The organism is Streptomyces sp. NPDC111507 (assembly GCF_055638955.1).
The window spans coordinates 45,456-68,172 of record NZ_JBVKBU010000026.1 but is presented as its reverse complement, the minus strand read 5'-3'; the positions used below and the strand labels follow the sequence as shown (position 1 = coordinate 68,172).

At 69.2% G+C, this 22,717-nt stretch carries 15 protein-coding genes and 4 pseudogenes; 5 read left to right on the top strand and 14 right to left on the bottom strand.

Translation table 11 applies throughout. The features are described 5' to 3' along the window. The first annotated feature begins 144 nt into the window (after positions 1–144). Positions 145–1,260, top strand: coding sequence for a PP2C family protein-serine/threonine phosphatase (locus ACZ7M2_RS48935; protein WP_471600800.1), 1,116 nt, complete (start codon positions 145–147; stop codon positions 1,258–1,260). A 29-nt stretch (positions 1,261–1,289) separates the two neighbouring features. On the opposite strand, the pseudogene ACZ7M2_RS48930 reads toward ACZ7M2_RS48935, so the two are convergent. The 6 genes and pseudogenes from ACZ7M2_RS48930 to ACZ7M2_RS48905 form a co-directional block, all read right to left on the bottom strand. Next, positions 1,290–1,508 (bottom strand): annotated as a pseudogene (locus tag ACZ7M2_RS48930) (zinc ribbon domain-containing protein); the annotation flags it as partial. A gap of 478 nt (positions 1,509–1,986) precedes the next feature. Continuing rightward, complete coding sequence (locus tag ACZ7M2_RS48925; RefSeq protein WP_471600799.1) at positions 1,987–3,243, bottom strand: M20 family metallopeptidase; 1,257 nt, start codon at positions 3,241–3,243, stop codon at positions 1,987–1,989. Further along, positions 3,240–3,455, bottom strand: coding sequence for a hypothetical protein (locus ACZ7M2_RS48920; RefSeq protein ID WP_471600798.1), 216 nt, complete (start codon positions 3,453–3,455; stop codon positions 3,240–3,242). Before ACZ7M2_RS48920 ends, ACZ7M2_RS48925 begins: the two co-directional genes overlap by 4 nt. Positions 3,456–3,996: 541 nt before the next feature. Beyond that, positions 3,997–4,872, bottom strand: a complete 876-nt coding sequence (locus tag ACZ7M2_RS48915) for an alpha/beta fold hydrolase (RefSeq protein ID WP_471600797.1) — start codon at positions 4,870–4,872, stop codon at positions 3,997–3,999. A gap of 628 nt (positions 4,873–5,500) precedes the next feature. Beyond that, positions 5,501–6,220, bottom strand: coding sequence for an alpha/beta fold hydrolase (locus tag ACZ7M2_RS48910; protein ID WP_471600796.1), 720 nt, complete (start codon positions 6,218–6,220; stop codon positions 5,501–5,503). A gap of 119 nt (positions 6,221–6,339) precedes the next feature. Further along, positions 6,340–7,290: an alpha/beta hydrolase gene (locus tag ACZ7M2_RS48905; protein WP_471600795.1), complete on the bottom strand. Its 951-nt coding sequence runs from the start codon at positions 7,288–7,290 to the stop codon at positions 6,340–6,342. Positions 7,291–7,706: 416 nt separating this feature from the next. Between ACZ7M2_RS48905 and ACZ7M2_RS48900 the strand changes: the two genes are divergently transcribed. Next, entirely contained in the window at positions 7,707–10,475 is a 2,769-nt protein-coding gene (locus ACZ7M2_RS48900) for a helix-turn-helix transcriptional regulator (protein ID WP_471600794.1), read from the top strand. Between the two features lie 98 nt (positions 10,476–10,573). Here the strand turns inward: ACZ7M2_RS48900 and ACZ7M2_RS48895 are convergent, their stop codons facing one another. Then, positions 10,574–11,530 carry a helix-turn-helix transcriptional regulator gene (locus ACZ7M2_RS48895; protein WP_471600793.1) on the bottom strand — a complete coding sequence of 319 codons (957 nt, stop codon included), beginning with the start codon at positions 11,528–11,530 and terminating at the stop codon, positions 10,574–10,576. Between the two features lie 101 nt (positions 11,531–11,631). Here ACZ7M2_RS48895 and ACZ7M2_RS48890 point away from each other — a divergent pair, with 101 nt between their 5' ends. Continuing rightward, positions 11,632–12,621 carry an MDR family NADP-dependent oxidoreductase gene (locus ACZ7M2_RS48890; RefSeq protein ID WP_471600792.1) on the top strand — a complete coding sequence of 330 codons (990 nt, stop codon included), beginning with the start codon at positions 11,632–11,634 and terminating at the stop codon, positions 12,619–12,621. After that, entirely contained in the window at positions 12,618–13,742 is a 1,125-nt protein-coding gene (locus ACZ7M2_RS48885; RefSeq protein WP_471600791.1) for a winged helix DNA-binding domain-containing protein, read from the top strand. Before ACZ7M2_RS48890 ends, ACZ7M2_RS48885 begins: the two co-directional genes overlap by 4 nt. Before the next feature lie 182 nt (positions 13,743–13,924). On the opposite strand, the gene ACZ7M2_RS48880 is transcribed toward ACZ7M2_RS48885, so the two are convergent. The 3 genes and pseudogenes from ACZ7M2_RS48880 to ACZ7M2_RS48870 all read right to left on the bottom strand — a co-directional run bounded on the left by ACZ7M2_RS48880 (position 13,925) and on the right by ACZ7M2_RS48870 (position 16,152). Beyond that, on the bottom strand, positions 13,925–14,449 hold the full coding sequence (locus ACZ7M2_RS48880) for a P-loop nucleotide/nucleoside kinase family protein (RefSeq protein ID WP_471600790.1): 525 nt from the start codon (positions 14,447–14,449) through the stop codon (positions 13,925–13,927). Between the two features lie 788 nt (positions 14,450–15,237). Continuing rightward, positions 15,238–15,621, bottom strand: a pseudogene (locus ACZ7M2_RS48875) (IS256 family transposase); the annotation flags it as partial. 78 nt (positions 15,622–15,699) lie between these two features. Next, positions 15,700–16,152: a hypothetical protein gene (locus ACZ7M2_RS48870; RefSeq protein ID WP_471600789.1), complete on the bottom strand. Its 453-nt coding sequence runs from the start codon at positions 16,150–16,152 to the stop codon at positions 15,700–15,702. Positions 16,153–16,676: 524 nt separating this feature from the next. On the opposite strand from ACZ7M2_RS48870, the gene ACZ7M2_RS48865 reads away from it, so the two are divergent. After that, positions 16,677–18,638 carry a protein kinase domain-containing protein gene (locus ACZ7M2_RS48865; RefSeq protein ID WP_471600788.1) on the top strand — a complete coding sequence of 654 codons (1,962 nt, stop codon included), beginning with the start codon at positions 16,677–16,679 and terminating at the stop codon, positions 18,636–18,638. A 289-nt stretch (positions 18,639–18,927) separates the two neighbouring features. On the opposite strand, the gene ACZ7M2_RS48860 is transcribed toward ACZ7M2_RS48865, so the two are convergent. The 4 genes and pseudogenes from ACZ7M2_RS48860 to ACZ7M2_RS48845 all read right to left on the bottom strand — a co-directional run bounded on the left by ACZ7M2_RS48860 (position 18,928) and on the right by ACZ7M2_RS48845 (position 22,517). Continuing rightward, a complete protein-coding gene (locus ACZ7M2_RS48860) occupies positions 18,928–19,152 on the bottom strand; it encodes a hypothetical protein (RefSeq protein ID WP_471600814.1) in 225 nt (74 codons plus the stop codon). A 79-nt stretch (positions 19,153–19,231) separates the two neighbouring features. After that, positions 19,232–19,405: pseudogene (locus ACZ7M2_RS48855) on the bottom strand (RNA-guided endonuclease TnpB family protein); the annotation flags it as partial. A 312-nt stretch (positions 19,406–19,717) separates the two neighbouring features. After that, on the bottom strand, positions 19,718–20,611 hold the full coding sequence (locus tag ACZ7M2_RS48850; RefSeq protein WP_471600787.1) for a CHRD domain-containing protein: 894 nt from the start codon (positions 20,609–20,611) through the stop codon (positions 19,718–19,720). Positions 20,612–21,510: 899 nt separating this feature from the next. Beyond that, a pseudogene (locus ACZ7M2_RS48845) lies at positions 21,511–22,517 on the bottom strand (IS3 family transposase). Positions 22,518–22,717 lie beyond the last annotated feature (200 nt).

The window sequence follows — 22,717 nt, the reverse complement described above, 5'->3', positions numbered from 1 at the left end:
GCTAACGAGACAACTGTTTGAACTCAAGTCTGCGGGTCAGAGCCACGCGATCCGCCCTGGCGGCGCATCGCAGCCCGTTGTCCTGCTCCGCAGGAGTCCGATTCCTCTCCGCCCTGAAGGGCGGAGTATCCACGGAGAAATCAGATGACGGAACCTGAGATCGACTACACGGCAGTGTTCCAGGCCCTTCCCGGAGCGGTGGCGCTCCTGACCCCGCAGCTGGTCTATGCGGACGTCAACAAGGAATGGCTGCGCGTGCTCGGCCGCAACCGTGAGCAAGTAGTCGGCCGCTACATGCCCGACGATTTCGCTGACAGACCGAACCACCCCGACGCACCTGTGGCGCGCAACGTCCAGGCGTCACTATGCCGGGTCGCGGAAACCGGTGAGCCCGAGACCATGGAGCTGCAGCGGTTCGAGCCGGGGGACCCCGGCCGGCCCGGGGCAGGAGACGCGAGCTACTGGAGTATGACCACCATTCCCGTCCTCGGTGCGGACGGACGGGTGGCACTGTTGCTGCACCGGGTGGAAGAGGTCACCGAACTCATCCGCGCCCGTGTAGTCGCGTTGAGCCTGCAAGAGGCGATGCTGCCCACTCCTCGCCCGGTCGGGCGCCATCCCGTGGCCGTACGCTACCGGCCCGCCATCGGCGCGCTGGACGTGGGCGGTGACTGGTACGACCTGGTCGATCTGCCCGGCGACCGCCTCGGGGTCGCCGTGGGCGACGTGGTCGGTCACGGGCTGTCCGCGGCCGGCGTCATGGGGCAACTGCGCAGCGCGCTCAGCGCTGTCTCCCGCGTCGCCGAGGGTCCCGCCCGGGCTCTGGAAGTCCTCGAGTTGTACGCCCGGTCCGTCGCAGGTGCCGAGAACACCACCGTGGCCAACGCGTTCGTCGACTGGAACACCCACGACATCACCTACAGCAGTGCCGGCCACCTACCGCCGGCCCTTCTGCAGAGCGACGGCACGGTCGAGTTCCTGGACCAGGCCACCGACCCTCCACTCGGCGCCCGCCCTGAACACGCTCCCTGGCTGCAGGCCACCATGCCCTTCACCGAGGGCGCATTCCTCGTGCTGTACACCGACGGCCTGATCGAACGCCGACACGAAGACATCGACGCCGGCCTCGCCCGGCTCGCCGGGTCCCTAGCGCGCCACCAGAGAGCCGACCCCGAAACCCTCGCCGACGCCCTGCTGGCCGACCTGATCCCGCCCGACGGCGTCACCGACGACACCGCCCTCATCATCGTGCGCCTTTGACTTCTCCCCCTCCTGAAGGAGGGGGATTCCTACGGCTCGCGCCGTGAGGGTTTCTGCTTCGTTGCCGACTGCCTGTCCGGAGTACTCCGTTGAGGTCTTACACCAACTCCACAGACTGTCACCGCCGGCCCGGCGGCCAGAAGGTTGTTCGCCGCGTTCACGTCCCGGTCGTGGGTCATGCCGCAGCGGTACGTCCAGGTGCGCACGTTCAACGGCATCCTGCCCTGCAGGGTGCCGCAGGCGGAGCACGCTTCCCCGTCGCCCGCCAGATCGGCCAGCTGCTCTTGGAACACCGCGACGGCATCGTCCTGGACACCTGAACGACGTACTGGCCCGGCGAGATCGCCGAGACCATCGACGACCGCGACGACCCGGCCAGGCGCGCCCGGTTCGCCGGCCGGGTCGAGGTCTTCGTCCGCGCCGTCCATGGCCACGCCCGGAAATGCAATCAGCCCTCCACCACCGCCGAGGAGGCCCGCCGAGCTCTCGCGCTCGCCAGCGAGTTCACCTTCCAGGAACGACCCGAGATCCCTGAGCAGATCCAGCGTTCCCAGACCGGGAACCCATCGCAGCGTGAGCGCCGGCGAAACCGCGGCGGCCGGCCGGCCCGCTGACCCCACTCCGGCATTCCGTCACCCCGCGAGCCGCATTCCGTCGGTTCGCCGACGGGGCCCTGAAGGTCGGTGCCTCCTTCCGGAGCACTGCCAGGAAGGTGCGGAGCCTGCGTCACGCGCCGAGCCAGGCAAGGGCTGCGACGGTCAGGGTGCTGACGCCGGTGTCCAGGGTCGGCTGGGTGACGGGGGCGAAGGTGGGGCTGTGGTTGACCGGGATGTCCCGGGCGATGGTGCCGTTCTTGGCGGCCTCGGCGTACAAATCGGGGTCGATGCCTCCGATGCCCCAGTAGGTGAACGGCGCGCCGAACGCTTTGGGGATCTCGCTCATGTCCTCGCTGGCGGTCTGCAGGTCGATGGTGTGTGCGTCATCGCCGAAGTGGGCAGCGAACGCCTCGGCGACGCGCCGGGTCGGCGCCTTGTCGTTCACGGTGGGCGGGAAGGAGGCGGTCCGCTCGATCTCGGGCGCCTTGGGCGAGCGGGACGCCTCGCACTCGGCTTTGACGATCCGTTCGATAGCGTCCAGAACCTGGCGGCGCGAGGCGTCGTCGTAGGTGCGCACGTTGAGCTGGATGACGGCGCTGTCGGGGATGACGTTGGGACCGGTCCCGGCGTGGATGCTGCCCACGGTGACCACCGCGGGGGTGGTGGCAGCGAGCTCCCGGGAGACGATGGTCTGCAGGCGGACGACGATCATCGCGGCCATCACCACAGGGTCCACTGCGGCTTGGGGCATGGAGCCGTGCGCCCCTCGTCCGTGGACGGTGATGCGCAGGCTGTCCGCGGCCGACAGGAATGACCCGGGACGGGTGCCGACGTAGCCGGCCGGATAGGGCAGGACGTGCTGGGCGAGTACCACGTTGGGTCGGGGCGCCTTCGACGTCAGACCGTCGTTGATCATGGCGTGGGCGCCGTCGCCATTCTCCTCCGAGGGCTGGAAGAGCGCCACGAAGGTGCCTCGCCAGGCGTCCTTGGCCTGGGCCATCAGCCGTGCGCAGCCGATCAGACAGGTCACGTGCACATCGTGCCCGCAGGCGTGCATCACAGGCTGCTCGGTGCCGTCGTCGCCGGTCACGGTGATGGTGGAGGCGTAGGGCAGACCGGTCTGCTCGCGTACCGGGAGGGCGTCCATGTCGGCGCGGGCCATGACGGTCGGGCCCTGTCCGTTGGCCAGAATGGCGATCACCCCGGTTCCGCCGATGCCGTCGGTGACCTCGTAGCCGAAGTTCCGCAAGGCATCGGACGCCTTCTTGGCCGTGCGGTGTTCCTGCAGGCCGAGTTCAGGGTGTCTGTGCAGGTCCCTGTAGAGGTCCTCGAGGTCGGAGCGGATGCCGTCGAGGCCGGCCAGCACAGCGTGGGCGCGCTCGCTCATGGTTCCTCCTTGCCCGAGTGGGACTTCCCCCCGCGGCGGGTGGTGGGACGGGAGCGGCGCCGCATCAGCGAGGCCAGTTTGGAGTGGGACTGCCAGTCCAGGCCGCTGGGCAGGTTCCAGCCGTAGTGTACGGCGGTGAGCCGGAAGACCAGGGCCAGGGCGATGCCCAGGCCGATGCCGACCTCGGGGATGCCGAGGTACGAGCAGAGCACAGTCGTCCGTCGTCTCTACACCTGCCGGCTCGATACGAGAGGCGTGACCGCATCGATCAGGCGGCTGGAGACGTACCTGCGGGAGGCAGTGGCGGAACTCTGAGTGGAAGATCAGTGCGTAGGACGAGAAACGATGACGCCCCTGGAGAACCAGTTCCCGCCCCGGGACCGCGGCGACCACCCGCCAACCGGGAAACGTCGAGCCTTCGGCAAGGGGCCGCGGCCCGGACGCTACGCAGTCGGCGCAACCCACCAGTCTCGTGTAGCCGGCCCAGCCAGGGCGCTGTGTGGTCGTCCTGTGTCTGCGCGTTTCTGTGTCTATTTCCAGGCGCGGCAGTCACCGGTGTCAGGCGAGCAGGGTGCCGGGGGTGACCTGGCGGTATCGGTCGCCCCGCCCGGCAGGTGCCGGGCGAGGGTGGAGACCATCGCGGTCCGGCCAAAGTGGCGCGGCCGGGCGCTGAGCCGGCCGCGCCACTTTGGGGTCTTGTGACGCTGCCCGGTCCTGGTCGCTATAGCCGCCAGGACCGGGCAGTCGTGCAGATCAGCGGGTGGCGCAGGCCGCGGAGTTGATGATGTCGGCCACGGCGCCGGGATGCGAGACCAGGGAGACGTGCGAGGAGTTGATCTCCTCCACATTCGAGTGCGCGGCCTTCGCGCCCGCCTCCTGCGCGGCCGCCGGAATGACCTTGTCCTGACGTCCGATCAGAGCCCATGAAGGGATCGTCTGCCACGCCGGGTCGCCCGATTCCTCGGTGACCGCGGAAGCTTCCAGCGGACGCTGGGTCGCCATGACCTGGTTCTGCTGTTCGGTGGACAGGTCCTGCGCGAAAGAGGAACTTACGACCTCCGGCTTCAGGTAGAGGTCCGCGTCCCCGGCCGGCGCGCCGGGGAAGGGGACGAAATTGAACACCGTCGCCGGATCCTGCTCTGTCACTGAACCGGGCTTGGAAGTGGCGATCTGCCCTGCGGACTGCCCCTTCTGGGGGATGAAGGCGTCGATGTACACGAGTGCCTTGACATTGGAGTTGCCGAGGGCGGCGTTCGTGATGACCATGCCGCCGTACGAGTGGCCGGCCAGTACGATCGGGCCCTTGATCGTCTTGAGGTAGTCGGCCAGGTACGCGGCATCGTTGCTCACACCGCGCAGCGGGTTCGGCGGGGCGACGACGTGGTAGCCCCGGTTCTCCAGGCGGGTGATGACACCGTCCCAGCTCGATGCATCGGCCCAGGCGCCGTGCACGAGTACCACAGTCGGCTTGCTCGCAGTGGCGGACTGGGTGGACGGGGTGTCTGAGGCGGGCGAGGTTGACGCACTCGCCGGACCGACCGTGGTGACGAGGAGGGCGGCTCCGACACTCGCCGTGGCCAGGGCGACGAGCGGAGTGCGGGTACGTCGGTACAGAGAACGACGGTTCATGGAAGGACCTTTCGGAACAGAAATTGGATCTCAGCCGTTTCCGGATGGTTGGAGCGGCAGTCGCTGCAGTAGCGCGCTCTCGCAAGGCATGGCGAGGCAGACTGTGGGAGGCAAGCTGGAGAGATGTCCCGGGTTTGACAGGAGGGGCCGCGGCCGAAAGACGACGCGGATCGGTGAATCGATCAGGCTTCCCGACCACGGGTCAGAGCGGGTTACTGATCGCCCTGGTGACTATGGTCTGAGGCGACAGAGAAGTCGCACGGCCGAACTGCCGTCATGGAAGTGCACCCCGCTCCACTTCGAAGACCCGGATTGGCAGGGTGCCGGGCGAGCACTCTGACCGGTTCGCCCCGTGCTGCTCATCGTGTCTGTTCGGCGCCGATAAGCACGGGTGGCGGGGGCTGATCATCGATCGTGGTTGATCGAGCTGATGCCCATGAGCGGCAAAGTCGCGGAAGCAGATGCTGCTTGTCGCTGGCCGCGTCGGTGCAGCCGTGGGACACATCGGTTGCCGTCGAGCCATCCCCTGGGAATCACGGGTTAGACGATATGAGGCGGCACAGAAGTTTCAGGTCTCACATCGAAGTCCGATCGATGATACGACGCACGCCGCTCGGCCTGTAACGGGTCAGCAGGCCGTCCGCGCCGCTTCCTCGATGATGCGGGTGACGGCGTCCGGCTGGGACACGCTCACGGCGTGGGAGGCCTTGACCTCCTCGACATGGGCGTTGGCGCGCTTGGCCATGTAGATCTGAAGCTCCCGGGGGATGTTCAGGTCATCGGTGGCCACCAGGGACCAGGACGGGATGGTCTTCCAGGCGGGGTCGGAAGCACCTTCGTTGAGAGCGGTGCCGGTCGCGGGCCGCTGGGTGACCGCCATGAGGCCGGCGGTGCTCGCAGGGACATCGGCGGCGAACTGATGGTGGAACTTGGGCTCGTCGATGTAAAGGTCGACGTCCTGCGAACCGTCGGGCTTGGTGAGCGGGACCGCGCGCAGGGCCTGGCCGAGCGTGCTGCCCTCGAACTTGCTCGCCAGCTCGTTGGCGTTCTCGCCCTTGTCGGGGAGGAAGGCGGCGGCGTACACCAGTGCCTTGACGTTGTCGGAGCCGTGGGCGGCGTTGCTGATCACCGCTCCGCCGTAGGAGTGTCCGACGAGAACGACCGGCCCGTCGATGCCGGCCAGGACGTCTTTGACGTAGGCGGCGTCGCTGCTCAGCGAACGCAGCTGGTTCGCCACGGCCACCACCGGGTAGCCGTCCTCCTTCAGCTTCTTGATGACGCCGTTCCAGCTGGAGGAGTCGGCGAACGCGCCGTGGACGAGTACGACGGTCGGCTTGCGATCCTGCATGAGAGGCCCTTTCGAGGCAGAGGTTTTCGAGGCAGAGGTTCCAGCCGTGTCCGGACAGATGGACATGGCCGCGGTTGCGGCAGGATGCTGCCGCGTGTCATGGAGAGGTGGCCGGTTCGTCAGTTGCCGTGGAGGGCGGTGCGCAGGGTGCGGACGGCCTGCTCGATCGCGGCGGTCGTGGCCTGTGTGGGCCGCAGGGGGTTGAGCATCATGAAGTCGTGCAGGATGCCGTTGTAGCGGATGCTCGTCGTGGGAACACCGGCCTGGGTGAGCTTGCGAGCGTAGGCCTCGCCCTCGTCCCGCAGCACGTCGTTCTCGTCGACGATGACGAGCGCGGGCGGCAGGCCCTGAAGCTCCTCCAGGCTCGCCCGCAGCGGCGAGGCGGTGATCTCCGCCCGCTGGGCGGGGTCGGTGGTGTAGCAGTCCCAGAACCAGGCCATGCCCTTCGCCGTGAGGAAGGGACCGTCCGCGAACTTCCGGTAGCTCTCGGTGTCCTGAGCTGCGTCCGTGACGGGGTAGTACAGCGACTGGTGCACGAAGGTCACATCGCCACGCTGCTTGGCCATGATGGCCAGCGCGGCAGTCATGTTGCCGCCGACGGAATCGCCGGCCACTGCCAGACGTGAAGCGTCCAGACCCTCCTCGGCGCCCTTCGCGGTGATCCACCGGGCCGTCGCGTACGCCTGCTCGATCGCGACCGGGTACCTGGCCTCCGGCGAACGGCCGTACTCCACGAACACCACGGCGGCATCCGCCCCGACAGCCAGCTCACGCACCAGACGGTCATGGGTGCCGGCATTGCCCAGGACCCAACCGCCCCCGTGCATGTAGAGAACGACCGGCAACACGCTCCGGCCACCGACAGGCTTGACGATACGGACCCGCACATCACCCACCCCGGCGGGCACCGTGATCCACTTCTCCGCCACGTCCGGCTTCGCCACCGGCCCCGCCTGCAGATCGTCCAGAGCCTTCCGGGCGCCCTGCGGACCGAGTTCGTACAGGAACGGCGGGTTGGCCGTCGCCGCCGCGAGCTCCTGAGCCGCAGACTCGAGAACGGGCTTCGTCATCACTACCCCCTTGGGCCGACAGGATTTTGCCTGCTTTCACTCTTACGACCAGGCTCGCACCGAAAATGTGACATGTGCCGTTGGAGGCCGCCTGGTCCCAGAACAGGTCCGCACGCGTTCGCGTGAGCGAACGCCCTGATGTCAGGCGTCCGGAGGAAGGCCGCATGCCAAAAAACAGTTATGGTGCGGCCTGAAACAATCGCCACCGTAGGGAAAACCGTATGCCCTCCTCGATACCTGCCGCGCCGGCGACCGGGCGTCCACCCATGCCCGAGGGCTCCGCCACCACGCCGGCCAATGGTGGCGGGAGCGGCGTCGACGGGCACCGCCGGACGGCAGCGGGGACCGTCTCCTCGCCACATGCCAGGGACCACACGCCTGCGGTCGCGATGCCGGGCGGACCAGCGACAACATGGTTGGGAAGCCCCGCGGAGGCCGCCACCCGCACGCACGCGTTGATAGGCCGGGACGAGGAACTGCGCACCCTGCGCGGACTGCTGACGGAGGCTGCAGCCCGGCGCGGCGGCGCGCTGCTGCTCCATGGCTCCGCGGGCGTCGGCAAGTCGGCTCTGCTGCACACGGTCGCCGCCGAGGCGGCCGACAGCGGCTTCAGAGTGCTGCGCACCTCCGGGGTGGAGACCGAGCAGTGGCTGCCGTTCGCCGCATTGCAATTGCTGCTGCAACCGGTCACCCGTGGCATCGAGAATCTAACGGGCCCTCACCAGGTGGCGCTGAACGGCGCGTTCGGCACCGTGGAGACCGAGCCTCACATATACCGGGCCGGAATGGCCGTACTCGAACTGCTGGCCGACGCGGCCGCCCGGCAGCCGCTCCTGCTGCTCGTCGACGACCTGCAGTGGATCGATTCGTCCAGCCGGGACGTGCTCAGGTTCGTGGCCCGGCGCACCGGCGACCTCGCCATAGCGCACATCGCCGCCGCCCGGAGCCAGTCCGCCGACTCGTACATGTACCCCAACCTCCGCCTGGAACCGCTCGGCGAAACGGCCGCCGCCGAGCTGCTCGCTGCGGGCACGCCCGAGCTGCCGGCACCAGTGCGGGCGCTCATCCTGGAGCGGGCCGAGGGTAACGCGCTGGCCCTGGTCGAGCTGCCCAAGGCGGTACAGGGCGTGTCCGCGCATGTGGACGGCCTGCCGCTGACCCAGCGGCTCGAGGACACGTTCGCCGCGCGTACCGACTCGGCGAGCCGGGAGTGCCGCACATTCCTGCTGGCCCTGGCCGCCGAGCCGACCGCACCGCTGAACCAACTGCTGGAGGTTTCGGGCCGCCTGTGCGGCTCGGCGGTGTCCGTGGACGCACTGCAGGAGGCGGTCGACGCGGGCCTGGTCAACCTGGTCGGCTATACCCCGGAGTTCCGGCATCCGCTGATGCGCTCGGCGATCTACACCCGCGCCGCACTCACCGATCGGCTGGCTACCCACCATGCCCTGGCAGCCGTGATGGAGCACATCCCCGAGCGTCGGCTCGCCCACCAGGCCGCCGCCGCGATCGGCCCGGACGAGGAACTCGCCGCCCAGCTGGAACGATTCGCCGACGCGGCGCAGGCCCAGGGCAAGCTCGCGGCGGCCGTCCCGGCCCTGCGCCAGGCGGCCAAGCTCGTCCTCGACACCCGGCGCCGGGCCAGCATCCTGGTCCGGGCCGCCGAGCTGGCCGGTGAGATCAACGACCGCATCAACGCCCAGACGCTGCTGGAAAGCGCCGACATGAGCGCGCTCGGTCCGGTGGAACGGGCCCGCCTCCTGATCGTGTCCGACAAAGCCGCACTGGAACCACACAAGCCGCACCGACGGATCCAGGACATGGTCACCGCGGCGGCCGAAGCCTTCGACGCAGGAGCCAGGGAAGTCGCCGAGAACCTGCTGTGGCGTGCCGCCGCACGATGCTTCGTCCAGGACGCCGACGCAAAGGTGCGCGCTCAGACCGTAGCCGAACTGGACCGGTGGAACCCCGATCCGGACGCTCCCCACGTACTTGCGGTGCGGGCGTTCGCCCAGCCGTACCGGAACGGCGCCGACGTGATCGCACGATTCGACACCTTCAGCCCGGATCGCCAGGAGGGCCGGACCTTCTATTTCCTCGGTGGCGTTGCGATAGCCGTCGGCGATCTCCACCGCGCCATCCGGTACTTGGTACTGGCAGCTGAGGCGTGGCGGTCGCAGGGCAGGCTCGGGATGCTCGCCCGCACTCTGGCCGGCGGCTGGCCGCGGCCGTACCTCGGTCAGCTCAACCTTGCTCGCAAGGAGTCCTGCGAGGGTATCGCCCTGGCGGAGGAGACCGGGGAAAGGATGGCCTGGCTATCTCTGCAAGCAACGGCCGGCCTGACAGCGGCGCTGCGCGGAGAGACCGAGGAAGCGGCGCGGACGGTCCGCGAACTGCGCGCCCACAGCCAGTTCGCCGGTCTACCGTTCGCCGGCGTGACAGTGCAGCAGACCGACGGCCTCCTCGCGCTTTTCGACGGCCATCCGACGGAAGCCTACGACATCCTCGCACGTGCGTTCGACAAGGGCGACCCGCACCACCACTCGATGCGTCGTTGGCTGCTCGCGCCGGACCTGGCGGACGCCGCGGTGGCCGCCGGAACCGCGGACCAGGCCCGGGAACTGCTGGCCGACCTTCCGGAGCTGGCCGCACAGCTGCCCACGGAGATGATGGTGGTCGCGCACTCCTATACCGGCGCGGTGCTCGCTTCGGACGGCGCAGCGGAGGAGCGCTATGCCGCGGCCCTCACCACGCTGCCGGCCGGCTGGACGCTGGCGCGTGCCCGGCTGCACCTGCACCACGGCCGCTGGCTGCGCCGGCAGCGCCGCAACGTGGACGCCCGCACCCCGCTGCGACTGGCCCGCGACGAGTTCGACCGGATCGGCGCGCAGCCCTGGGCCGAGATGGCCAGCGAGCAACTGCGCGCCACCGGCGAGTCGAGCGGCCGACGGCACGCGAACACCGGCGAGCAGCTGTCGGCCCAGGAAATGCAGATAGCCGCACTGGCATCACAGGGGCTGAGCAACCGGGAGATCGGCCAGCGCCTGTTCATCTCCCACCGCACCGTCGGAGCCCACCTGTACCGGATCTATCCACGCCTGGGCATCACCAGCCGCGGCAAACTCGCCGCCGCACTCGCCGCCCTCCACGAAGAACAGCCCTCGGTCGACCTGCCCGAGGGCCCGTAAGAGGGTGGAATGTGAACTGCTGCCCATTCTGTCGCCGCCTGAACGAGTGGCCTTGCCCTCCGCGGCGGGTCGCCGGGGCGGTGCCACGGCAAGGAAGGTCATGCAGGTGCGCGGGTGGCCCGGATGAAGCGGGTGCCCCACTCCTGGACGTGCGCGGCGAACTCCGGCGGCCCCAGGACCTCGAACTCGGCGCCCACGTTGCCCAGTGCCTGGGTCGGCCAATCGAGGGAGGTCGAGGTCATGGTGAGCCGGCAGCTGTCCTGGTCGAGCGGTTCGATCGTGCCCCAGCGGCCTACCACCTGTCGCACCCGCGCGGAGGGCGCATGCACAAGGACCTCGACCGTGTGCGGAGCCGGGGCCCCGCTCGCTGCCTGGACGAAGGCCACGGCGTCCTCGGTCGGGAGCAGGCGCGGCCGAAAGCGCGTGCCGGTCGCCGTCGGCTCGGTCAGCCGGTCGAGGCGGAAACTGCGCCAGTCGTGCCGACCCAGGTCGTAGGCCACCAGGTACCAGCGTCCTCCGAGTGCGACGACGCGGTGCGGCTCGACCTCGCGCTCAGTGGGTGCGGAGCCCCTGGCCGTGTAGCCGAACCGCAGCCGCTCCTCGTCCCGGCAAGCCTGGGCGACCGCGGTGAGCACCCCCGCCGCGACGACCGGCCCGGACACGACAGCGGAGAGGGTCATCGCCCGCAAGGCGTCCACCCTGGCCCGCAGCCGGGGCGGCAGGACCCGCACCACCTTGGTGAGTGCGCGAAGCGATGCCTCCTCCATCCCCGCGATCCCGCTCTGCGCCGCGTCGCCGACGCCCACCGCGAGGGCCACCGCCTCCTCGTCGTCCAGCAGCAGCGGCGGCAGGACGGCGCCGGGCGCGAGCTGGTAGCCGCCGTCGGTGCCCCGTGCCGCGCCGACCGGGTAGCCGAGCTCGCGTAGCCGCTCGACATCGCGGCGCAGCGTCCGCTCGGAGACCCCGAGCCGGTCGGCCAGTTCCAGGCCGGACCAGTGCCGGTGGGTCTGCAGCAGCGAGAGCAGTCTGAGGGTCCGTGAGCTGGTGTTCGCCATGGCGACATCCTGCCTCGGCTTCCGGTCAGAAAGTGGCCGGAAGCCTCCCTAGAGTCGATCTCGACGGGAACACCGGACACACCCGAGGCAGGGACAGAGAAATGATCACCCGTGAGATCCAGCTGACTGCCCAGATCACCGGCACCCCCATGCTCGACCATTTCACCGTCGCCAAGACCGAGGTGGACGGCGAGGTCCTGGTACGCACCGACCAGATCGGGCTCGCCGCGACCTACCTGGAGCTGATGCGGGCCGACTGCACTATCCCGGTCCCCGCCTGGCAGCCGGGGCAGCGGGTAGGGGTGGCCGCCATCGGCACCGTGGTCCGATCCGACAGCCCCGAACTCGAGGTCGGCGACCTGGTCCAGTCGATGACCGGCTGGAGCGAGTACTCGGCCGGCCCGGCCGGCTCGTACCTCAAGCTCGACCGCGAGCTCTTCGCCGACCCCGGTTACTACCTCGGCCAGGGCCCGACCGCCTACTACGGGATGGCCGAGGTAGCGGCCGTAGGCGAAGGCGACGTGGTCTTCGTCTCCGGCGCGGCGGGCGGGGTCGGCTCGCTGGCCGGGCAGATCGCCAAGTGCCTTGGCGCGGCGCGGGTGATCGGCAGCGCCGGCAGCCCGGCGAAGGCCGACTACTTGGTGAACGAGCTCGGCTACGACGCCGCCTTCGACTACCACGACGGCTCCCTGGCCGACCGGCTGGGGGAACTCGCGCCCGAGGGCATCTCGGTCTTCTTCGACGTCGTGGGCGGCGAGCAGTACCAAGGCGCGCTCCAGGCGGCCCGGCCCGGAGCACGCTTCGCTCTCTGCGGCTCACTGTCCAGCCAGCTCGGCGACGCGGCGCAGCGCTTTCCGCGGCCCGACCGCGCGGCGGCCGAGGCCAAGGGCGTCGAGCTGCTGCCGTTCTCCTGCTACCACACGCCCGATCAGATCGCCGCCTGGCGCGAGCACTTCAGCAGCTGGCTGGGCGAGGGCCGCTTCGTCTACCCGCAGACAGTGGTCGAGGGCGGGATCGAGGATGTGCCGCAGGCGTTCCTCTCCCTGCTGCGGGGTTGCTACCGGGGCAATGTCTCGGTGCGGCTGTCGTGACCACACTCTCCCTCCGGGCCCTGAACCGGGCGTTGATGGAACGCCAGTTCCTGCTGACCCGCACCGATCGCACCCCGCTGGAGGTGATCGGGCGACTGGTTGCGCTGCAGGCACAGGAGCCCAACTGGGCCTATGTCGGGCTGTGGAGCAGGATCCACACCTTCGCGCAGTCCGAGCTCACCGCACTGCTGCAGGACCGGCAGGTGGTCCGCTCCGGTCTGCTCCGCAGTACCCAGCACCTCGCCGCGGCCGACGACTTCCGTCGGTTGCGGCCGTTGCTGCAGCCCGTGCTCGACCGCACGGCCGGCTCGCCCCACTTCACCCGGAACAACACGGGCCTGGACACGGCGTCCTTGGTGGCCGAGGGACTCGACCTGCTCGCGGGAGGGACGCTGTCGCGCAACGAGCTGGCCTGGCGGCTGGCCGAACGCCATCCGGGACGCGACGGACGCATTCTGGCCGGGGAGGTTGAGCTGCGCACTCCCCTCGTACATGGCGCGGCCACCGGCGCATGGGGCTCGTGGGGCAACCGGTCGGCGGTCTCGGTCACGCCCGCCGAGGTCTGGCTGGGACAGCCGATGGCGACGGCAGCGACGGCGCCTGCCGCCAAGGCTTCGGCCAAGGAGCTGATCCGCCGCTATCTGGCGGCTTTCGGCCCGGCGGGAGTGAAGGATGTTCAGGCCTGGTGCGGGCTGACCCGCCTGGGCGAGGTCGTCGCGGAGATGCGCGCCGAACTGCGCCGCTACTGCGGCCCCGACGGCAGGGAACTGATCGATCTGGCCGACGCTGAGCTGCCCGACCCCGAGACCCCCGCCCCGGTGCGGCTGCTGCCCGCCTTCGACAACGCCCTGCTCGGCCACGCCGACCGAACCCGCGTCATCAGCGACGAGGACCGAAAGCGGGTGATGCCCGGCCAGGCCCGGGTACGGCCCACCTTCCTGACGGACGGCCGGGTGCACGGAACCTGGTCCCTCGACGCCGGGACGCTGCGGCTCACCCCGTTCCGACCGCTCTGCGCAACCGATCGGGCGGCCCTGGAACAGGAAGCCGACCGGCTGCTGCCGTTCGTGGGAGGCAGGATGGTGTCCTGCAGCGATCCGGTCGCGACCCGCTCGTCTTGAGATTCCACCCCCTCCAGGCGGTGGCGCGCAACGCCAGGAACAGCCCGTTGCGACTTTCCGGGGTAGATGACACCGGGGCGCTGGGCTGATCGGGGCCCCTGATTGAGCCTGTTCGCACTACTCGACACCGGAAGGTCGTTCTCTGTTGCCACTTGCGCCTGTTTTCGCGTGGCGGGCGGACCTCAACTCTTGACGGCCTCTGCGATCTGCAGGGCGGCCTGGGTGGGCGTGAGGTGCGTGGTGTCGACGACCTCGGCCTCGGCGTGCAGCCAGGTGCGGGCGGCCTCGGCGTAGGGCTCAAGGTATTGGAGACGGAACGGGGAGTTGGGGCCAAGAACAGTGTCGTCGGCGATGCGCCCGCGGAGGGTGTCCTGGTCGGCATGGAGGACGAAGTGCCGGACCGGAATGGCATGCTGGGCGAGGCCCGTGCTGATCTCGCGCCAGTACTGCTCGACCAGGACGGTCATGGGCATCACCAGGGTGCCGCCGGTGTAGTCGAGTACGCGGCGGGCGGTCTCGACTACGAGCGGCCGCCACGGCGGCCAGTGCTGGAAGTTGTCCGTCGCGGGCAGTCCTGGCGTGATGTCCATGAGTGTCTCGCCGACTTTCTCGGCGTCGAACACCCGTGAATCCGGGATCAACTGCTGCACGAGTGCACTGGTCGTCGTCTTGCCCGCACCGTGGGTGCCGTTGAGCCATACGATCATGGGACCCAACGCTAGCGCTGTGCGGGCCGCGGGAACGGGCACAGCAGAATCCCGGGACGTCTTCGGCGTTTCTCAGGGTGGTGTCAACCGCCAAGATCAGGTGTCACCCATCTCGAAAAGCCGCACCCGTTTGCGCAGGTCAGAGCCCGCATGACAGGTGTCCTGAAAACACGACAACTACCGTGCTCAGGCTCAGCTGGCCACCGAGTTCACTTTCCAGGAGCGCCCCAAGATCCCCGAGCAGGTCTCGCGTTCCCAGTCTGGGAACGCGGCACGGGGCGAGCACCGACGGACACGCGGCGGCCGCTGGGCCCGCTGACCCCGTTCCGGGCATTCCGTCACCTCGGGAGCCGCATTCCGTCGGTTGGCCGCCAAGGCCCGCCGCACCAGCCTCCTGCGCCGTATCCCTCTCGGCCGGGCCCTCCCGAAGACCAACCACCCCTTCGATGACCGCTCCTGCGGGCCAACGCGCCGCCCAGGAAACGTAGTTGACATCGAACGCTCCCTATCAACGCTGCACGGCCTCAGCCCCGTCCAACTCCGTCAGCGGACCTGGCACAACCTCGCGGAACCAGTCCGCCTCACACGCACCCGCACGGATAGCCGTGGAGGAGCCGCGGCAGGGACTGCGTCTGGATCGTCTCGCGACTGGCCAGCTTGCCACCGTTGATGAAGCGCATGGCCTCGGGGCCGTTGTCCAGTGCAAAGAGAAGGTTCGGCGTCGACGTCGGTAAACGGGGCGCAGCACGAGCCGTTCGGTTTCCAGGAAGACATGCATGCCGCGATCTTCACCAGCGAAGGCAGGGGCCAGCATCGGATATCGCTGCAGGCCGGTGAGGGCGGCTGTTCACGCAGCACGGGTTGGGGGCGTTCGACCGCAGGCCGCGTTCGACGCGGGCTCCGGCGCGGACGAGAGCCACGAGGTGGGGTGCGCTCACCGCCCGCCACCGCGGCTGGGCGGACTCGACGAGCTTGAAGGCCATGGCCAGGGCAGTGGTGCGGGAGCCAGCCCCTCGGGTGACCTTGGTCCGCAGCCGGACGGTGGCGAAGGTGGACTCGATGGGGTTCGTGGTCTGCCGGTGGATCCCATGCTCGACCAGGAAGTTGTAGAAGGCCAGCAGCTCCTCCTGGTCGTTGGTGATCTTCTTGACGACAGGTACACCGTCGGCGCCACTCAACCGTTGAGGGCGGGCATCCATCTGGATGCCCGCCCCTTCGCTACCCGCACCGTCATAGCGGACGGCCGCTGGTCACTTGACGATTGGACCCGTGGGGCCGGGGGTGGGGGTGGGGGTGGGAGTCGGAGTCGGAGTCGGAGTGGGGGTGGGGGTGGGAGTCGGAGTCGGAGTGGGGGTGGGGGTGGGAGTCGGAGTCGGAGTGGGGGTGGGGGTGGGAGTCGGAGTGGGGGTGGGAGTCGGAGTGGAGTGCTTGCCGCAGCCACCTCCCTTGCCCTTGCCCTTGTCCTTACCCTTGCCCGACCAGTTGTCCTGACCCTTGCCCGACCAGTTGTCGTGACCGTTGCCCGACCAGTTGTCGTGCTTGTCGCCGTGGTGGCTGTTGCCGTGACTGGCTGTCGCCATGGTCACGGTGCCGGTGTGCGGCGTCGCTGCGAATGCACTGGTGGGCAGCAGTACGCCTCCTGCGGCAAGGGCGCTCGAGGTGACAAACATGGCGATGCGCTGAGTCCGAGAAATGCGAGTCATGGGAATTCTCCTTCATTCAATATGTCTGTTGGCCTATGCCGCCGGAGGTGTTCCGGGTGGGCAGCGGGCCATATGCTCTGCGTGAGCCCGTGGAACAAGTAAGCCCGGCACCGACGATGCGCGTCACGACACTGCCTCTCGTGACTTGACAGCCATCGATAATTCGGCTCGTTGTCCATATCCGGCCGATGGAACGCCTCGAGAGCAGATTTCAGGAGCGTTCAGTAGCTCACCCTCTGGTCTGGGTTGACCCGCGCGTTCTCTGCTTCTGGGCGCCGTGGAGTCTCGAACTCATTCGTGACTGGCTCGGCGAGCTGGAGCGGGCGGCGCCGGCGCCCGCATACCGCCGCGCTATCGCACCGCACGAGCACCGGCGCCCAGCCGGCGCCGTGTCGCCCCTTGGATGGCCTGGCAGTCGCATCAGGGCGACTTGCCGCTCTTCGGGCGGTATGCGATACGTGGAGAGAGGCCTTGCAGCGCTCGCCGGGGACCCCCTGCTGGCCCGTCCTGGAAGAGGAAGCGCCGTGACAGGAGCGAACGAGGCCGCCGGGCGCGTGATCACCGGGCGCTACCGGCTCCTGCGCCGGCTCGGCGCCGGCGGCATGGGACGGGTGTGGCTGGCCTACGACCAGGAGCTGGCGTGCGAGGTCGCGCTCAAGGAGATCATCCTGCCGCCGGACGTCCCAGAACGCGAGGTGGGCACCCGTATCGCGAGGGCCCGCGGCGAAGCGCGGCACGCCGCCCGGCTACGCAATCACCCACATGTCGTCACCGTGCACGACATCGTGGAGGACGATGGCCTGCCGTGGATCGTCATGGACTTCGTCCCGGGCGCCATGGACCTGGAGGCGGTGGTGCGCGAGCAGGGGCCGCTGGCGCCCGCCGACGTCGCCCGGATCGGGCTGGCGGTGCTCGACGCCCTGCTGGAGGGCCACCGGCTCGGCGTCCTTCACCGGGATGTCAAACCGGCCAACATCCTGTTGACCCACCCCGGCCCGGGGCCTTCCTACCCTACGGAGGGCGGCGGCCAGGTGCTGCTGACGGACTACGGCATCGCGCTGGAGCCGAGCTCCGGAGAGGCCCGCCTGACCGCCACCTTGGAGGTCCTCGGGACCCCGCGCTTCATGGCCCCGGAACGGACCCGCAGCGCGGCGCCCACCCCGGCCGCCGACCTGTTCTCACTCGGCGCCACCCTGTATTTCGCGGTCGAGGGGACCGGCCCCTTCGACCGCGACTCCGCGCTCACCACGCTCAGTGCCCTGCTGTTCGAACCTCCCACCCCGCCGCGCCGGGCAGCGGAGCTGGCCCCTGTCCTCCTCGAGCTGCTGGCCAAGGACCCCGCGCAGAGGATGGACGGCAGCGAGGCCGCCCGGCAGCTCACCTCCGTCGCTGCCCAGCCTCATCCTTCCCCTTCGCGGCAACCGGCTCTCCCACCGGAGATGCTGCCACCCGAGTGGTCCCCCGCTTCGAAGCCGCCGCGCTCCGCGGAATCGCTCCCGGCGACCGAGTATGTGTCACCGGCCGAGCCGGAGAAGCCGGCCGGCCCGCCCCTGGGACCGCTGCCGCGCAAAGGTGACGAGGCCCGGATGCAGCCCCGCCCGACGCGGTCCAGACACCGGCGGGCCGGGCTCATTGCGGGGGTGGTGCTGGTGGCGCTGGCCGCGGGGGGCAGCATCTACCTGACGCAGTGCCGCTCGCCGAGTCCTGAACCCCCCGCACCGGCATCCGTGCTCTCGGTCAAGGTCGGCGACTCCCCGCAGGGGGTGGGTGTGTCGCCGGACGGGCGCCGGGTCTACGTCGCCAACTTCACCTCGGGCTCGGTTTCGGTGATCGACATCGCGACGAACCGGACGGTGGGCAGCCCCATCCCTGTCGGCGCCACTCCGGAGGGGGTGGGTGTGTCGCCGGACGGACGCCGGGTCTACGTGACCAACAGTTCCTCGGGCTCGGTTTCGGTGATCGACGCCACGAGGAACCGGACGGTGGGCAGCCCCATCCCCGTCGGCGACACCCCGGAGGGGGTGGGTGTGTCGCCGGACGGACGCCGGGTCTACGTGACCAACGGAAGCTCGAGTTCGGTTTCGGTGATCGACACCGCGACGAACCGCACGGTGGGCAGTCCCATCCCCGTCGGCCGCTTCCCGCAGGGGGTGGGTGTGTCCCCGGACGGGCGCCGGGTCTACGTGACCAGCCTGGGATCGGACTCGGTGTCGGTGATCGACACCGCGACGAACCACACGGTGGGCAGCCCCATCCCCGTCGGCGCCCGCCCCGCGGGGGTGGCCGTGTCGCCGAACGGGCGCCAGGTCTACGTGACCAACGGAAGCTCGAGTTCGGTTTCGGTGATCGACACCGCGACGAACCGCACGGTGGACAACTCCATCCCCGTCGGCGCCCGCCCGGCGGGGGTGGCCGTGTCGCCGGACGGACGCCAGGTCTACGTGGCCAACGGGAGCTCGAGTTCGGTTTCGGTGATCACGTTCTAGAGGACGGCCGAAAGTCAGGACTGTGCCCCGGTCGATTCTTCGGACCGGCGGCGTGGCCCTCCGCCCGGAAAGAGGGAAACTTCGCGCGGGCGGCCCACCAGCAGGACACCGAGAACAGGGCGCCGAGAAATCGCCGACAGACCGGGAAATTCCCGCCGTACAGCCGTACAGCCGTACAGCCGTGCAGCCGTGCAGCCGTGCAGAGTGGAGAAGATCGCGCGACCGGTAAGCAAGGCCGGCACATCCAGCGGTTGCCCGTCGGCACAGTGGTGCCTGCGGGAACCACACGTCACGGCGGGGTGCAGCCCGGCGGATCCCAGATGCGGTTGTGGTTGCCGTCGTAGTGGTAACCCGTGCAGGAATCGTGCGGTGCCGCGTTCGACGATTCCGCCATGGATGTCGTTGTCTGAGGCGCCGCCTCGGCGTTCGCCATGCCCACCGTGCCGGCGAGCAGCACTGCAGTGCAGGACGCTCCCACGATGTGCCGGATGCGCTTCCGGGTACTTGTCGCCATGATGATCTCCCTTTGGGCGGATGAGCCACGCACCCACCAGCGTGGGAGTTGGACATAACGGTGTCAAACGACCATCGGTCTCACGCAGCCACGCATTGTGGGTGCGGGCCTCGGTCAGCATCTTGTCCAGCCGCGCCGGACCGCACTTCTCCTCGTCCCGGTGGGCCTTCTTGGACCGGGCGCAGCATTCGTTCCAGATCCACCGGCACCGGTCCCACTCGCCCAGCAGCGCCGTGAGCGCGGTGGATGACACCCGAAGCCGGTAGGTGTACCGGGCGTGCCCGGCCTCCCGACCTCCAGTGGTGTCGTCATGGTCCCAACGTAGCGACCATGGACGACGGGGTACGCACAACTGCCAGGATCCCCACGGCACTTCATGCCCGCTGGGCTGCCCACGCCAAGCGCGAGCGGCGGTCACTCAACGCCGATCTCATCTACCTGTTGGAGGGCGTCCTCGGCACTCCCGCAGTAGACGCCGAATCGCCCGGCAGCGATTCGACTACCCCTGCCCCGCTACGCGGGAAGCCGGATTCCTCCCCGGCCTGAAGGCCGGGGCATCCTCCGGTCATCCGGTGACGGGGCCGCACAGGAGGGGCTGGAACATCGGGGTGGGCTTCTTGTCCTTGGACAGGATCTGAGAGCCGTCGCCGAGGTGGATGTTGAGGTAGGTTGCGCCGGTCAGCTGGGCGGACTGACCAGGGACCTTTACGGTCTTGTCGATGACGCCTTGGTCATCGGCGGTAAGGTCTCCGAGCATCACCAGGACCGGGCCTTGCTTGGCGCACGTGCCCTGGTGCAGGTGCGCCGCGTGCCGGGAGTTCGCTGCCAGTCCGGTGGCCTTCACCTTCAGGGTGTAGGTCTTGGTGGCGGCGTCGTAGGCGACGGTGGCGTCGCCCTCCCGCTTGGTGGAGCCGACAGGCTGCACCTTCACGGCTGAGTTGTCAGGCCTACCGCTGGGCAGCGGCACGCACGCGATCGGTTCCCTCTGCTGCTGGGAGTCGCCGTCGCTCAGCCGTACTACCAGGACCGCGTTGTCGGGCAGCTCCCGAAGTCCTGACTGTGTGCTTTGGACGGTGGTCTTGAGGTTGCCGAAGCCGTCGCCGGTGACGGTCGGGAAGGACACCAGCGCGGAGTCGGACTTCGGTTGGGCGCAGCTGCCCGGCACTATGTCGACAGCATGTTTGATGCCGGGTGCGAGACCGGTGATGTCGAACGCGGCGGAGACCTTTCCGTCCGGCAGGCCGAGTTTGACTGTGCCGACCGGCTGGGCCTTGACTGCGAGCTTCGCGGAGGAGAAGGCGTTCTTGGACGCGGGCGGCGAGGCGGAGTCAGCAGCCAGCGGCGAGGCCGAGGCGGACGCCGGCGGCGAGGACGCGGACGAGGACGAGCAGGCGGTAGCAGCCAATGCGGTCGCTATGGAGAGGACGGCGAAGGTCGCGCGCCGGATGGCTGTGGACATGGGGGATCCCTTACTTCGGCAGTGTGGTGTCAGCGGCTCGTACGAGCAGGGTCGGCAGACCCGTTCCCGCTGTGATCTCAATAGGGGGTTTTGCCTGTTCTGGCATGTTGTACGTGCGTCCGCAATGGAATCCGCTCCACTGGTCGCGGCATGCGGGATGACGGTGCCATCTCGCTGCCGTCAGGTGACGCACCCCTCGGTGTGTGGTTCGTGCAGCCGGTGTTGCAGGACGAAATGGGGGGTGCGCGGGCGGTCTGGCGGGTGCGGGGGAAGGTGCAGAGGGAAGAGGACTTCTTCCATGCGGCCGCGTGCATCACAGCCGTCTTGGTGACCACCCTGGCGGGGCCGAAAAGGCAGGCCACGTTGCCTTCGGGCAGGCCGAGCTCGGTCATATGGCACCTTTCCCACGGCGCGGCGTTGAGAGGTGTCGAGTGCCACAGCCGACGTGCTGTTCGGCGAACAGGGTGTGCCCCTGTCCGCATCCGTTGCGTGGTGCGGGAGGAAGCGGTGCTCATGGGCGACTGTCGGCCCCGCACCAGCCCGCCACCCGTGCGAGCACGCCCCCAGGCGTCTCGCTTGTCCTGTCAAAACTGCCGCACGACCTGGGCCGGACGGTGTCCCCCGAGCGGAGGACCAGCCGGTGGACGCTGCTCATGTGCGCGCCTCTTGCCGGGGTCTACGACCGGTGGGGCGGGGCTGCCGTGGCCGCCGGCGGACTGCGGAGAAGCGGCCGCCGAAGGTGCCCTGAAAGGTGGTGAGTGCGGTCTTCCAGCGTCTGATCCTGCGAGTCCGGCCTTCACCGGCCGGATCGAGCGGCAGGCCGCAGGCGGACTTTGGGGTGGCCTGCCCGTTGGGGGAGCCTCTTCTTGAGGCTCAACCTCGGTAGTGGACACCGGGTTTCATGCGACGCGCAACAGAGTGGGTGATGAGATCAGCTGCTGCCCGAACTCGGCTGGAGTGAGGTGGCCGAGGGCGGAGTGGCGACGGCGGTTGTAGCAGGCCGGCCGGCGGAACAGCTCCAGCCGTGTCTGCGTCTTCGAGGTGAGGCGTCGTTTGTGGAGCAGTTCCCGTGTCAGGCCCTGGAAGAACGACTCGGCCAGGGCACTGCCGTAAGTCGATGCCGGTGGCCGGATACGGCCACCTCGAGCCGACGGCGATATACGTGATGCCGCTGCATCAGCTGGTGTTCAACGTCTTCGCGGTGTAGTCGCGTATGACCAGGTCCGGTGCGGAGGGGGCCGTCTTGTCCGCGATCGTGGTGCGGCGCTCGGCGCGCTTGGTGCGGCGCAGGTGACGGCCGGCGCTCTGGTGGATGCGCATCAGGCGCGTGACACGCTTGCGGTTGATCTTCCGGCCTCGCGAGCGGAGTTCGGCATGGATGCGCGGGCCGCCGTAGGCACCATGGTGTCCGGCCTGGATCTCGCGGATCCCGGCCACCGCGGCGGCCTGCTCGGACTGACGCGCGGCACGGGCCTGCGTGGTGACCTGGTGCCGGCAGCAGCCGGAGCGGGAGACGCCCAGCACCTGGCATATCCGCTTCACGTCGAAGTCGCCACGGTGGTCGGAGAGGAAGTCCCGGCGGCGGGGGCTCACTTCGCCTCCCGGACGGCATGGGCGGCTGCCCGGTGCAGGATCTCTCGCTCCGGCTGCCGCTCCCTGTCTGCCTTCAGCAGCCGCTGGCTCCCGGCCCGCGGCCGGGCCGGCTCCTCGGCCGGACTCTGCACGCTGCCGTGTGACGGCTCGGGCGCCGGCCGAACGGTGTGTCCGTGCGGACCCACGTGCGCAGCGTCTCCCCGGTGATCCCGGGGTCCGCGGCCACCGCCGCGTACGTGCGCGTGCCGCCGGACGCGCGGCACAGCGCGACGGCGTCCTTGCGGAACTCCTCCGGATTCCTGCACGGCCACAGTTCGGCAGTGAACCTCGCGTATCCGCCGGGCAGCGGGCTTCGCGTCGGCCGCCTGGCGGATCCCCCGCTCGCCCGCGGTCCTGCGCCAGTAGTGGAAGCCCGAATCGAGCGGGCGCCCCCCGGAAACTGCCGGCCGGATCGGGGGGTCACGATGAGGGGTGGTGGATCCGCCGTTCGGCCCACCCGGAGTCGTGTACGCA

Excerpts from the sequence above, each read along its gene's own strand:
- ACZ7M2_RS48935 (WP_471600800.1), top strand. The coding sequence starts at position 145 with ATGACGGAACCTGAGATCGACTACACGGCAGTGTTCCAGGCCCTTCCC.
- ACZ7M2_RS48925 (WP_471600799.1), bottom strand. The coding sequence starts at position 3,243 with ATGAGCGAGCGCGCCCACGCTGTGCTGGCCGGCCTCGACGGCATCCGC.
- ACZ7M2_RS48915 (WP_471600797.1), bottom strand. The coding sequence starts at position 4,872 with ATGAACCGTCGTTCTCTGTACCGACGTACCCGCACTCCGCTCGTCGCC.
- ACZ7M2_RS48910 (WP_471600796.1), bottom strand. The coding sequence starts at position 6,220 with ATGCAGGATCGCAAGCCGACCGTCGTACTCGTCCACGGCGCGTTCGCC.
- ACZ7M2_RS48905 (WP_471600795.1), bottom strand. The coding sequence starts at position 7,290 with ATGACGAAGCCCGTTCTCGAGTCTGCGGCTCAGGAGCTCGCGGCGGCG.
- ACZ7M2_RS48895 (WP_471600793.1), bottom strand. The coding sequence starts at position 11,530 with ATGGCGAACACCAGCTCACGGACCCTCAGACTGCTCTCGCTGCTGCAG.
- ACZ7M2_RS48890 (WP_471600792.1), top strand. The coding sequence starts at position 11,632 with ATGATCACCCGTGAGATCCAGCTGACTGCCCAGATCACCGGCACCCCC.
- ACZ7M2_RS48880 (WP_471600790.1), bottom strand. The coding sequence starts at position 14,449 with ATGATCGTATGGCTCAACGGCACCCACGGTGCGGGCAAGACGACGACC.
- ACZ7M2_RS48870 (WP_471600789.1), bottom strand. The coding sequence starts at position 16,152 with ATGACTCGCATTTCTCGGACTCAGCGCATCGCCATGTTTGTCACCTCG.
- ACZ7M2_RS48860 (WP_471600814.1), bottom strand. The coding sequence starts at position 19,152 with ATGGCGACAAGTACCCGGAAGCGCATCCGGCACATCGTGGGAGCGTCC.
- ACZ7M2_RS48850 (WP_471600787.1), bottom strand. The coding sequence starts at position 20,611 with ATGTCCACAGCCATCCGGCGCGCGACCTTCGCCGTCCTCTCCATAGCG.